This is a genomic window from Kluyvera sp. 142486 (assembly GCF_046569695.1).
GTDB lineage: Bacteria > Pseudomonadota > Gammaproteobacteria > Enterobacterales > Enterobacteriaceae > Kluyvera.
Genome location: NZ_JBKHUI010000010.1, coordinates 46,072 through 58,524, shown reverse-complemented (window position 1 = coordinate 58,524; position 12,453 = coordinate 46,072). Strand labels below are relative to the sequence as shown.

The window sequence follows — 12,453 nt, the reverse complement described above, 5'->3', positions numbered from 1 at the left end:
TTCCTTGATCTACAGGTGGCGAGCCGGCGCGTATTGAGAGAGGTTGCCGGATCGTTATAGGTAAATATCCTGGCGCATGCGGGACGAGGGAGAAAATATTGTTCGGCGATAATTAATAACTGACTGGAATAACAGAGGGGTAAGAAGCGGGGAATGTAGGCCTGATAAGCGTAGCGCCATCAGGCAATGCGGAGCACATTGCCTGATGGCGGCGTTGCCTTATCCGGCCTACAGTTCCAGCTCGTTCATCGCGGCAATGCTGAAACCGCCGTCGACGTGCACTATTTCCCCGGTGATCCCGGCGGAAAGGTCAGAGCACAGGAACGCCGCTGAATTGCCAACATCTTCAATGGTCACGGTGCGGCGAATCGGGGTTACCGCTTCGCAGTGCGCCAGCATTTTTCGGAAATCCTTGATGCCGGAGGCGGCCAGCGTGCGAATCGGGCCTGCCGAAATCGCGTTGACGCGCACGCCCTCTGGCCCCATCGCGTTCGCCATATAGCGCACGTTAGCTTCCAGAGACGCTTTTGCCAGCCCCATCACGTTGTAGTTTGGAATCGCACGTTCGGCACCCAGATAGGAGAGCGTTAGCAGGGCAGAGCCGGGGTTCAGCATGCTGCGGCAGGCTTTCGCCATCGCCACAAAGCTGTAAGCGCTGATATCGTGGGCGATTTTGAACCCTTCGCGGGTTACCGCATTGACGTAATCGCCGTCCAGCTGATCCGCCGGAGCAAAACCGATGGAGTGGACGAAACCGTCAAACGTCGGCCAGGCCTTAGCCAGCTCGGTGAACAGAGATTCAATGCTTGCATCTTCCGCCACGTCGCATGGCAGGACGATGCTGGAGTTCAGAGAGGCGGCGAACTCTTCTACGCGGCCTTTCAGTTTGTCGTTCTGGTAAGTAAACGCCAGTTCGGCCCCTTCGCGCTGCATCGCCTGGGCGATACCGTAGGCGATGGAGAGCTTGCTGGCGACGCCCGTGATCAGAATACGTTTACCGGAAAGAAAACCCATCGTGTTTGATCCTTCTATCTCAGTGTTAGCGGTCTTTACGCCAGGCGTCGGCGGTCAACGCCTCGCCAAAGTGGCCCGCAATCAGGCGCTTGGTTAAATCATGCAGCGGGGAGGCCAGCACGTCGGCGGTGCTGCCGCGTTCCACCACTTCCCCCTGGTGCATCACCAGCACCTGATCGCTAATGTGCTTCATCATGCCCAAATGCTGGGTCACGTAGATATAGGAGATCCCCTGTTTTTCCTGCAGCTCCAGCATCAGGTTCACCAGCTGCGAGCGCATCGACATATCCAGCGAAGCCAGCGCTTCGTCGCAGATAATCACCTTCGGACGCAGGATCAGCGCACGGGCCAGACCCAGACGCTGTTTTTGCCCAGGCGCCAGCATATGCGGGTAGTAGCTAACGTGGTCCGGCAGCAGGCCGACCAGACGCAGGGTGTCGATAATCTGCTTCTGGCGCGCTTCCGGCTCGAGATCGGTGTTGAGACGCAGCGGGAAATCGAGGATCTGGGAGATACGCTGACGCGGGTTCAGCGAGGTACTTGGATCCTGGAAGATCATGCGGATGCGCTGGCTGCGGAACGAGTAGTCCCCAAACTCCAGCGGATGGTCGTCAATCAACAGTTCGCCGGTGGTTGGTTCCACCATCCCCGCCAGCATTTTCGCCAGCGTCGATTTGCCCGAGCCGTTCTCGCCGATAATTGCCAGCGTCTGCTTTTCACGCAGGGTAAAGCTCAGCGGTTTAACCGCCTGCAGCGTCTGACGGTGGAACCATCCGGTGCGGTAGCGAAAGGTCTTACTCAGATTACGCACTTCAAGCAAGGTTTCGACCATTTCACTCTTTCTCCATGTTCAGCGGGAAATGACAGGCGAACAGGTGGTTCTTCGCACCCGTCAGGCGCGGGGTTTCAATACATTTGCGTTGGGCGTAAGGGCAGCGCGGCCCCAGACGGCAGCCCATCGGCAGCTGTTCCAGCAGCGGGATCGCGCCGGATAGCGTGTTCAGGCGGCTTTTATGCGGCATGGAACGGCCAAAGTCAGGGATCGCGCGGATCAGCGCCTGGGTATACGGGTGATGCGGAATGGTTACCAGCTCCTCGCTTGGCGCACTCTCCACCGTCTGCCCGCAGTACATGACGTTAATCTTATCCGCCCAGTGGGTGAGCATCTGCAAATCGTGGGAGATAAGCAGAATGGTGGTGTTGTTGTTCTGGTTAAGACCGGTGAGCAGGCGGAAAATCTGCGCCTGAGTGGTCGGCTCCATGGCGTTGGTCGGCTCATCGGCAATCAGCAAACGCGGCTGGTTGGCCAGCGCGATGGCGATCATCACCTTCTGGCATTCCCCTTCGGTCAGCTCATAGGGGAAGCTGCGCATCGCGTCTTTGTGGTCTTTTATCCCCACGCGGTGCAGCAGTTCGATGGCGCGGCGTTTACGCCAGCCCAGGCGCTGCCACCAGTGGCCTTTAAAGGTCCAGCCGGGAATGTTCTGCATCAGCTGTTCGCCGATACGTTCAGACGGATCGAGACAGGACTGCGGCTCCTGGAAAATCATCGACACGTTGTGGCCGACCAGCTTGCGGCGTTCACGATTGGACAGGCGCAGCAGGTCAATATCATCAAAACGCATACGGTCAGCGGTTACGCGCCAGTTATCTTTGGTCACGCCGCAAATCGCTTTGGCGATCAGGCTTTTGCCCGAACCGGACTCACCGACCAGTCCACGAATCTCGCCTTCGGCCAGCGTCATGCTGACGCGGTCCACGGCCTTCACCCAGCCTTCGTTGGTCTTAAATTCGATGGTCAGGTTGCGAATATCAAGTAACGGCATTATTCCACCCCCGCGTTGATGGCGCGGCGAATACCGTCGCCCAGCAGGTTAACCAGCAGGACGCTGACCATAATGGCCGCGCCCGGCAGCATCACCGTCCACGGTGCGACGTAGATAAGCTCCAGCGCGTCGCCCAGCATCGCGCCCCATTCCGGGGAAGGCAGCTGCGCGCCCAGGTCAAGGAAGCCCAGCGCGGCGATATCCAGAATCGCCATCGACAGCGCGCGGGTGATCTCGGTCACCAGCCCTGCGGCAATGTTCGGTAAAATCGCGAACCACAGAATGTTCAGCGTTGAAGCCCCGTCGAGGCGGGCGGCGATAACGTAGTCACGCTCCAGTTCGTCGTGCACCATGCTGTAAATCGAGCGTACCATGCGCGGCAGCAGCGCCAGCCAGACGGCGAACATCGCATGCGACAGGTGCGGGCCGGCAAAGGCCACCACGATAATTGCCAGCAACAGCGAAGGAATGGAGAGCAGGGTGTCGAGAATATGGTTCAGCACCGCCGAGCGCAGGCCGCGGGTGGAGCCGGCAAAGGCTCCGAGCCCCAGACCGAAGACCGTTGCTCCCAGCGTGACCACAAACGCGCCGCCAACGGTGGGCGCCGCGCCGCTCAGCAGGCGGCTTAACACATCGCGGCCCAGGTCATCGGTGCCAAGGAAGAACGACACTTCACCGTAGCGCGACCATGACGGCGGCAGCAGTTGATAACCGAGGAACTGCTGGTCGATGCCGTATGGTGCAAACCAGCCGCCGAATACGCACACCAGCACCAGCCCGATGCAGCCGTAAAAGCCAATCATCGCGGTGGTATCGCCGTAGAACTTACGCCACACGGTGCGCAGGGCACCCGGCGTACGTTTCTCGAGATAGACGCTATCGTAAGGCATACCATTCCTTATGTTTCAGCGGGTTAGCCATAGCACCCAAAATATCGGAGATCACGTTTACGATGATCACCAGCGCGCCAATCACCATCACACCGGCGGAAATCGCCGCATAGTCCTGCTGGCGAATGGCGTTAATCAGCCAGCGCCCCAGGCCCGGCCAGCTAAAGACCATTTCGGTGATCATCGCCAGCGTTAACATGGTAGAAAACTGTAGCCCCAGACGTGGAATGACCGGAGGTAGGGCGTTGTGCAGCACGTGGCGGCGCAGAATGGTCAGACGGGAAACCCCGCGCGTCGCGGCGGCTTTCACGTAGTTGGTGTCATACACCGCGATGGTGCTGATACGCATCAGGCGCACGACCTCGGTGGTTGGCGCAACTGCCAGTGTCAGCACCGGCAGCACCATATGGCGCAGGGCGCTGATGATCATTTCATGTCGCCACGGCGAGTCGGAAAGCCAGGCGTCAATCAGCGCGAAGCCGGTGACGTTTTTCACTTCGTACAGCAGGTCAAAGCGGCCGGACACCGGCAGCCAGCCCAGCGTCAGCGAGAAGAACAGGGTAAGCAGCAGCGCCAGCCAGAACACCGGAATAGAAAAGCCCAGCAGCGCGAAGAAGCTGATGACTTTATCCTGCCATTTGTTGCGGGTGATCCCGGCCAGCATACCGACGGGAATACCGACCAGCAGGGCAAAGCCAAACGCCAGGAGGCAAAGCTCCATGGTTGCCGGGAACACTTCCCGCAGCTGTTCGGAAATCGGCTGGCCGTTGATGCTGGAGACGCCGAAATCCCAATGCAGCACGCTTTCAAACCAGAACACCCATGCGTTCCACAGTGAAGCACCTTGCAGCGGCGCATGGGGTGTGAAATAGCTCAGGCTGAAGCCGACAAAGGTCAGGAAAAAGAGCGTAACCAGCAGCAGCAACAGACGACGAAGGGTGAAAATAATCATGGTTTCTGCACCTTCTCTTCTTTTTCCCGCGACACGCCAGCAAACGAGGCGTTACCAAACGGACTCAGCACCAGCCCTTTCATATCGTAACGATAGGCCTGCAACCGCAGCGACGAGGCCAGCGGCAGAACCGGCAGTTCGCGGGCAAGGATCTGCTGGGCCTCATCGTAGGCATCAATACGCGATGCCAGCTGCTGGGAGTCCAACGCTTTGCGCAGCACGCTGTCGAATTCACGGTTACACCAGTGCGTCAGATTGGTCTGTGAGGTGATGGCCGCGCAGCTCAGCAACGGACGGAAGAAGCTGTCCGGGTCGTTACTGTCGGTAGCCCAACCGGAGAGCGTCAGGTCATGGTTCATGTCCATCAGCCGTGCTTCCTGGAAACGGCCTTCCACCGGCACAATCACCACTTTCACGCCAATCTGTGCCATATCCGCCTGAATCAGCTCGGCGGTTTTGAGCGGGCTAGGGTTCCAGGCCTGCGAACTGGTTGGCACCCACAGGTGCAGCGTCAGTTTCTGCAAACCTAACGCTTCAAGACGACGGCGCGCTTCCTTCGGATTGTATTCGGTAATTTTAGCTTCGTTATCGTAAGCCCAGGAGGCGCGCGGCAAAATAGAGGCCGCGGTTTCCGCCGTACCGTAGTAGATCGACTGCATCAGACGCTGGTTGTTGATAGCCAGCGACAGGGCGTGACGCACTTCAGGGTTATTCAGCGGCGGCTTGTCGGTGTTAAACGCCAGATAGGCGATATTCATCCCCGGACGCAGCGTCAGGCGCAGACGCGGGTCGTCGCGCAGGATGGTCAACTGGCTGGCGGCAGGCCAGGCTAGCACGTCGCACTCGCCGGTCAGCAGCTTAGATAAACGCCCGGTACCGCCGGAGCCTAAATCGACCACCACCTGCGGCATCAGCGGCGTGCCACGCCAGAATTTCGGGTGGCGCTGTAAACGGATGTACTGCCCGGCCCGATACTCATCAAGCTGGAACGGCCCGGTGCCGACCGGCTGGCGGTCGAGCAGCTCCTGGTGATCCTGTTTGGTCAGCTTGTCGGCGTACTCGGCGGACATCACCGAGGCGTAGTGGGTTGCCAGGTGCCAGAGGAACGAGGCATCCGGGCGAGTCAGGCGGAACTCCACGGTGTGGTTATCGAGCTTGCGCACGCTCTGGACGCTATCGGCAAACTGCAGGCTGTCGAAGTAAGGGAAGGCGCCGCCGTTGACGTTATGCCACGGATGGTTGCGGTCGAAAATGCGCTCAAAAGTAAAGACCACATCGTCGGCGTTCAGCGCGCGGGTTGGCGTAAACCAGCGGGTGGTCTGGAACTGCACGTTGTTGCGCAGGTGGAAGCGGTAGGTTGCGCCGTTATCCAGCACTTCCCAGCTTTCGGCAAGTTCCGGCACCAGACGATAGGTGTAAGGGTCAACGTCCAGCAGACGGTCGTAAAGCTGAGCCGCCAGCGTGTCGACAATCAGCCCGCTGCCCGCCTTTTGCGGGTTGAAGGTGTTGACCTGCCCGCTGACGCAGTAGACAAATCCGCTGTCGCGGATATCGGCGCGAGGGGGGGCTAGCGGTTGCGGTGCGGCAATCGCCTGGCCGCAAAAGAGCCCCAATGCGGCGAGGAAGGATGGCAAATTCAGGCGCATAGTTTCGTTATATTTTCGATTGATCTGCAAAGTGTATCGCACTTACGGCTACCAGGTACAAATCTCTACGTGCAACTGCTTTAAAAGTCATCAAATCAGTGGGGTTAACTCATATAACACCAGCGCATTGCTCTCCAGCGCGTCAACCACCTGCCAATTTTCCACCACGTCTTCTTCACGCACGCTAAGCGCCGGTCGGGTTTTGTGCGCAAGCCAGTTCCAGGTTTCTTCATCCGGGCCGCTGCTGCTGTCGATGGCTTGCAGGTGAGGGAACAGCGCCCCGTTGAGCTGATCGAACAGATGCCGCTTGATCTTCCAGCGGCCATTCAACCCTTGAAGCGCGACCGGATACTGCTGGCGAAAGCGCTGAATAAAGGCTTCTTCGCTGGAGAGCCACGGGTTAAATACCACCGGATTACGCAGCAAAAGCTGATAGCGCCTGCGATGATGCAGCAGCAGGATATTTTTATCGTTGACCAGCACATCCCCCTGTAAGCGGCGCCACAGCCAGAGCACCCAGAAAATAGGTCGTGTCAGCCCATGATGGTAGTACAACGCCAGGCTTGAAGTATCAAAGGTGCCGTTGCTGCGCGCTTCACCTTGCTGGCTGGAGTTGAGCCAGAAGCCGGTAAGCTGCACCTGATCGGCGAGGCCCAACAGGTTATTCATCAGCAGCGCGCCGCGGAAAAACTCGCCGTTGGTGCGCCGGGTTGAGCCGGTCAGGGTGTTCCACGACAGCAGCCACAGCGGTAGCGTAAGGTGGTGCTGGCGCAGCGCGCGCTGTATCTGGCGTACTTTATCGACTGGATAACTCTCAGCGGCGGCCAACCGGGCACCATCAAAAGACTGTTGCTGAAAGCGTTCATTAGCGTTTGCCGAACAAGCAAGAAAATCGGCCTCTTTTATTAGCGGCGAGCTGAGGATGGCATCGTCAACGGTGTCGTCTTCGGTTGAGGTAAAGCGGTGCCAAATCCCGAATAACGAATCTGGAGACAAACTTCTGATGATGGCTTTTTGCTGCGCCCAGACTTCTGCGCTGGCCTGCGGCGACCAGTGCCAGACGAACTGCCAGCTAGCAAGCGTAGACGGCGGAAAATGCTGGGCGGCGAGGGCGAGAAACTCGCGGAGCAGGTCCGGGCGCGTCGTCAGGCTGGTATGCAGCAGCACGCGCCAGCCCATGCGCGCCAGGAACGTGAACACCTGCTGTAGGTTGTACCAGCAGGCGTAACCAACCATCTGTGGGTCGTCCCAGCCGTCGCTGAACAGACGGCTACTGAGAAACGGTTCATGAATATCAACCCCGGCAATGGGGATCTGCTCATGCAGCGCCTGCAGGGACTGACGCACGTCATCACGTAGCAGATCGTCAAGCTCGCGCAGGGTAATGATGATCTGGCTATGGCGCAGCGGCACGCGGCGCAGGGGCAGCGTATTCAACGCTATCAGTCGTGACTGCGGATGATGCTGGAGCGGCGGTGGGTTATCCCATTCCTGAGTACCCGTGTGGTTCAGCAGCGCATAGAGCGTTTCGGCGGCTACCGGCAGCGCGTGGTCAGGCGGATTTTCCCGTGCGCGCTGGCGGCTTTTCATCATGGGCTGCTGGCGATACTGACGGGGCGTCATGCCGTGGCGTCGCTTAAATAAGTCGCTCATCACACGGGCGCTGGCAAAACCCTGCTGCTGGGCAATCCGCTGCACTGGCAGGGCGGTGGTCAGCAACTGTTCGGCGGCTTTCTCCAGGCGTAATGCGGTGATGAACTGCATGAAACTGACGCCCACCTCTTTATGAAACAGGCGGGAGAGCCAGGCCTCGGACACCCGCTCGGCGCGGGCAATTTCGGTAAGCGATAGCCGCCGGGTGTACTGCGATTCTATCCGGGCGACGACCTGGCGAATGCGATGACTCCAGGCCGCTGAGCCGTGTGGCGTGGCGGACTGGCGTGGCCGCTGAAAATGGGTGGCCAGCAGCAGGGCAATTTCGCTCAGCCAGCGGTTGGCTTCCAGCCGGGCGTGCGTTTGGTGGTTGATGAGATGGGTTATCAGCAGCTGGCGCATCAGCGAGCACAGCCGGGCTTCATGTTCCTGCCTGGCATGCGGCTGAGCGGCTATCTGGTAATCAAAACCGAAAAAATGGGCATCTAGCCGGGTCAGCCAATTGCTGGTGATGGTTAGCGTCATCAGCGTATTAGGTTGTTCGCTAGCCAGCTGCCAGCGTTGATTGGGATTGATGACGGCGAGTGCGCCATCCTGCAGCTTGCGCACACCGTCGGTGGTCTCCAGGGTCACCTCGCCCTGAAGACTCCACAGCAGCGTCAGCGCTGGCTGCTCCTCATGAGCCTGATGACGGACATCCTGCACGGCTACGGAAAAGTCACTGATTTGCTGCGTCGGCATCTCACTCTCCTGAGACAAAAAATAACAGTGTGTTTTTTGTCATAACCAAACCGTATGAAAAATAGTCATTTCATTTCCCGTCAATATAAAACAAAAACCGACACTTTAAAGCCCTGGCGGCGGCATAAACTCGACGTTATCACCGTAGAGCCATAAAGGGATAACAAAAATGACACATCCTATTGTTGAAGCATTGCAGAGCCGTGAGGCGGAATTTATTGCGCTACGCCGTCGCTTCCACCAACAGCCAGAGATCGGTTTTCAGGAGCATAAAACCAGCGCTGAGGTGGCGAAATTATTGACCGGTTGGGGTTATGAAGTGGACTACGGTCTCGGCGGTACCGGCGTGGTGGGAACCTTAAGAGTGGGCCACGGCGGCAAAACGCTAGGCCTGCGAGCGGACATGGATGCACTGCCGATGCAGGAGCGCAGCGGTAAGCCGTGGGCCAGCGAAACCGACGGCAGCTTCCACGGCTGTGGTCACGATGGTCACACCACCATGCTGCTTTACGCGGCCGAATATCTGGCGCGCACCCGTGCGTTTAACGGCACGCTGCACCTGATTTTCCAGCCGGCGGAAGAGTTGCTGTACGGCGGCCGTGTGATGCTGGAAGACGGGCTGTTCACCAAATTCCCCTGCGACCGTATTTTCGGCCTGCACAACATGCCGGGGCAGAAACTTGGCAAAATTGGCCTGCGTGACGGAGCCATGATGGCGTCGTCCGATACGCTGCATATCGATGTTCAGGGCGTAGGCGGGCACGGCGCGGTGCCGGAACATACCGTCGATGCCACCGTGGTGGCCTGCCATATCACGCTGGCGCTGCAAACGATCGTGTCGCGAAATATCAGCCCATTCGACCCGGTGGTGGTGACCGTAGGCAGTATCCAGGCGGGGCAGGCGCCAAACATCATCAACGACAAAGTGCAGATGAAACTGACGGTGCGCACCCTGAGCGAGTCGGTGCGGAAAACCGTGCTACAGCGCATTCACGATATCGCGGTATCCCAGGCGGAGAGCTTCAACGCTACCGCCTCACTTACGCACGTCAACGGCAGCCCGGTGTTACGAAACGACCCGCAGGCGAATCAGATGGTGCGTGAGGTGGCGACCTCGCTATTTGGTGAAGCGTCCATCGCTACGGTTAACCCGTTTATGGGCAGTGAAGATTTCGCCTTTATGCTAGAACAGAACCCTAACGGTGCCTATTTCACCATCGGGGCGGGCGATGAACCGGAACGCTGTATGGTCCATAACCCGGGCTATGACTTTAACGACGATATCCTGCTGACGGGGGCGGCGCTGTGGTGCGGCCTGACGGAAGACTATCTGCGGGCCTAAGTGACGCGCAACCTGAGGGCGAGCCATGAGTACCGTTTCGTTGACTGAAGCGCCGTATGTCGGTACCGACCGACTGCTGGCGGGCATTGTGCTAAGCGTATTGACCTTCTGGCTGTTTGCCCAGTCGGTTATCAACGTGGTTCCTGTCGTAAAAAGCAGTATCGATATTTCGCTGGAGACGCTCACCCTTGCGGTCAGTCTCAGTGCGTTGTTCAGCGGCTGTTTCGTGGTCGCCAGCGGCGGCCTGGCGGATAAGTTTGGCCGGGTACGCCTGACGCTTATCGGCCTGGCGCTGAGCATCGTTGGCAGCGCGCTGCTGGTGGTTTCTCAGGGGCCGATGCTGTTTTTGGCCGGGCGCGTCGTTCAGGGATTGTCTGCCGCCTGCATCATGCCAGCGACGCTGGCGCTGATCAAAACCTGGTACGAGGGGCGGGCGCGGCAACGTGCGGTCAGTTTCTGGGTGATTGGCTCATGGGGCGGCAGCGGTCTGTGCTCCTTTGTCGGCGGGGCGATTGCCACCGGGCTTGGCTGGCGCTGGATTTTTGTCTTCTCCATCGCCGCCGCGCTGGCCGCATTCCTGCTTATTCGCGGCACGCCAGAGAGCCGGAGCGCCACCGCTGCGCAGCATAAGCTGGACGTTAGCGGGCTGCTGAGCCTGGTGGCTGGCCTGGTGTTGTTTAACCTGTTTATCTCCAAAGGGCACCACTGGGGCTGGACCAGCGGCCTGTCGCTGTCGATGCTGGCAGGCGCCGTGGTGGCGATGGGGTGGTTCATCCGCAGCGGTCTGCGCAAAAAGGAGGCCGCGCTTATCGACTTCGCGTTGTTCAACAACCGTTCCTACAGCGCGGCGGTGCTGTCGAACCTGATGCTTAACGGCGCGATTGGCACCATGATGATTACCAGCATCTGGCTACAGCAGGGGCGACATCTGAGCCCGTTCCAGACCGGGATGATGACGCTGGGCTATCTGGTGACCGTGCTGTTGATGATTCGGGTAGGGGAAAAACTGCTCCAGCGCTACGGCGCAAGGCTGCCGATGATGGGCGGCCCGGCGATCGCGATGGTGGGGATTTTCCTGATTTCCTGCACTTTCCTGGAAACCTGGACCTATATCGTGACCGTCTTTTTCAGCAATGTGCTGTTTGGTCTGGGGCTGGGTTGCTACGCCACGCCGTCGACGGACACCGCCGTCACCAGCGCACCGGAGAATAAAGTGGGCGTGGCTTCCGGAGTCTACAAAATGGGTAGCTCGCTGGGCGGAGCGTTTGGCCTGGCGATGACCGCCTCGCTCTATGCGCTATTCCTGCCGCACGGGATGGCGAAGGCGGCACAGTATGCGCTGTGGTTTAACTGCACGCTGTGCCTGGGGGCGATAGTGGTGAGTGCGCTGCTGCTGCCGCGTCGACGTCAAAGCTGATGCTTTTTCAATAGCGCGCGCAGCTGATGGTAGGTTAACCCCAGCAGTTCGGCGGCCTGTTTTTGGTTGAACCGGGCCTGTTGCAGACTTTGCTGCAGCAGGCCTTTTTCTTGCTCCAATTGGAACTGACGCAGATCCAGCGGGAGGGATGGACCGGCTTTCTCCCCTGCAGGCTCAGCGTGAACCGTCAGTTGGCGGCGGAACGGGTCGATAATAATGTCGTCCAGCGGCTCCTCGATGGAACTGTGCCGATAGACTGAACGCTCCACCACGTTTTTCAGCTCGCGGATATTCCCCGGCCAGCGGTAGTGCAGCAGCGTTTCGCGGGCGCGTTCGGTAAAGCCGGGAAACAGCGGCAGACCCAGTTCACGGCACATCTGAATCGCGAAATGTTCCGCCATCAGCATGATGTCGCTCTGACGCTCACGCAGCGACGGCAGCAGCACCACATCAAAGGCCAGCCGGTCGAGCAGGTCGGCGCGGAAAGTGCCTTCCTCGACCAGCTGCGGCAAATCCGCATTGGTGGCGCACACCAGGCGCACGTTCACCTGCAACGGCTGGCTGCCGCCGACGCGCTCCAGCTCCCCGTATTCAATCACCCGCAGCAGTTTTTCCTGCACCAGCATCGGCGCGGTGGCCAGTTCATCAAGGAATAGCGTGCCGCCGTCAGCGCGCTCAAAACGCCCTGGATGACGTTTCTGCGCGCCGGTAAACGCCCCGGCTTCATGGCCGAACAGCTCGGAATCCAGCAGGTTTTCATTGAGCGCCGCGCAGTTAAGCGAAATAAACGGCCCCTGCCAGCAGGAGGAGAGGTAGTGCAGGCGGTTGGCGATAAGCTCCTTGCCCGTCCCGCGCTCGCCGATAATCAGCACCGGCTTATTCAACGGCGCCAGTCGGGAAACCTGCTCCAGCACCTCGATAAAGCGGTTCGCTTCGCCGAGGAGGGTATCTTTGTTATCTGCCATGATGAAA

Annotated in this window: 10 protein-coding genes; 2 read left to right on the top strand and 8 right to left on the bottom strand. The window is 59.1% G+C overall.

All coding sequences use genetic code 11. The features are described 5' to 3' along the window. Nucleotides 1–228 precede the first annotated feature (228 nt). From fabI to ACLGE8_RS12530, 7 genes are all read right to left on the bottom strand, one after another. Nucleotides 229–1,014 (bottom strand): enoyl-ACP reductase FabI, encoded by a 786-nt coding sequence (gene fabI, locus ACLGE8_RS12560; RefSeq protein ID WP_410998878.1) that lies wholly within the window; start codon nt 1,012–1,014, stop codon nt 229–231. A 25-nt stretch (nt 1,015–1,039) separates the two neighbouring features. Further along, the gene (gene sapF, locus ACLGE8_RS12555; protein ID WP_106928998.1) at nt 1,040–1,846 is read right to left on the bottom strand and encodes a putrescine export ABC transporter ATP-binding protein SapF; all 807 of its coding nucleotides are present in this window, start codon (nt 1,844–1,846) and stop codon (nt 1,040–1,042) included. A 1-nt stretch (nt 1,847) separates the two neighbouring features. After that, the gene (gene sapD, locus ACLGE8_RS12550; protein ID WP_185666053.1) at nt 1,848–2,840 is read right to left on the bottom strand and encodes a putrescine export ABC transporter ATP-binding protein SapD; all 993 of its coding nucleotides are present in this window, start codon (nt 2,838–2,840) and stop codon (nt 1,848–1,850) included. Beyond that, nucleotides 2,840–3,730, bottom strand: a complete 891-nt coding sequence (sapC, locus tag ACLGE8_RS12545) for a putrescine export ABC transporter permease SapC (protein WP_185666054.1) — start codon at nt 3,728–3,730, stop codon at nt 2,840–2,842. The genes sapD and sapC overlap by 1 nt, the downstream gene beginning before the upstream one ends. After that, nucleotides 3,717–4,682, bottom strand: a complete 966-nt coding sequence (sapB, locus tag ACLGE8_RS12540) for a putrescine export ABC transporter permease SapB (RefSeq protein ID WP_410998876.1) — start codon at nt 4,680–4,682, stop codon at nt 3,717–3,719. Before sapB ends, sapC begins: the two co-directional genes overlap by 14 nt. Further along, nucleotides 4,679–6,328: an ABC transporter substrate-binding protein SapA gene (gene sapA, locus ACLGE8_RS12535; RefSeq protein ID WP_410998874.1), complete on the bottom strand. Its 1,650-nt coding sequence runs from the start codon at nt 6,326–6,328 to the stop codon at nt 4,679–4,681. The genes sapB and sapA overlap by 4 nt, the downstream gene beginning before the upstream one ends. A 90-nt stretch (nt 6,329–6,418) precedes the next feature. After that, entirely contained in the window at nt 6,419–8,722 is a 2,304-nt protein-coding gene (locus ACLGE8_RS12530; protein ID WP_410998872.1) for a helix-turn-helix domain-containing protein, read from the bottom strand. Between the two features lie 169 nt (nt 8,723–8,891). Between ACLGE8_RS12530 and ACLGE8_RS12525 the strand changes: the two genes are divergently transcribed. Both ACLGE8_RS12525 and ACLGE8_RS12520 read left to right on the top strand, forming a co-directional pair. Then, nucleotides 8,892–10,064, top strand: a complete 1,173-nt coding sequence (locus tag ACLGE8_RS12525; RefSeq protein ID WP_410998870.1) for a M20 aminoacylase family protein — start codon at nt 8,892–8,894, stop codon at nt 10,062–10,064. A 25-nt stretch (nt 10,065–10,089) separates the two neighbouring features. After that, entirely contained in the window at nt 10,090–11,481 is a 1,392-nt protein-coding gene (locus tag ACLGE8_RS12520; RefSeq protein WP_410998868.1) for an MFS transporter, read from the top strand. On the opposite strand, the gene pspF is transcribed toward ACLGE8_RS12520, so the two are convergent. Next, nucleotides 11,472–12,446, bottom strand: coding sequence for a phage shock protein operon transcriptional activator (gene pspF / locus ACLGE8_RS12515; RefSeq protein ID WP_410998866.1), 975 nt, complete (start codon nt 12,444–12,446; stop codon nt 11,472–11,474). The two genes, ACLGE8_RS12520 and pspF, sit on opposite strands and share 10 nt — an antisense overlap. Nucleotides 12,447–12,453 lie beyond the last annotated feature (7 nt).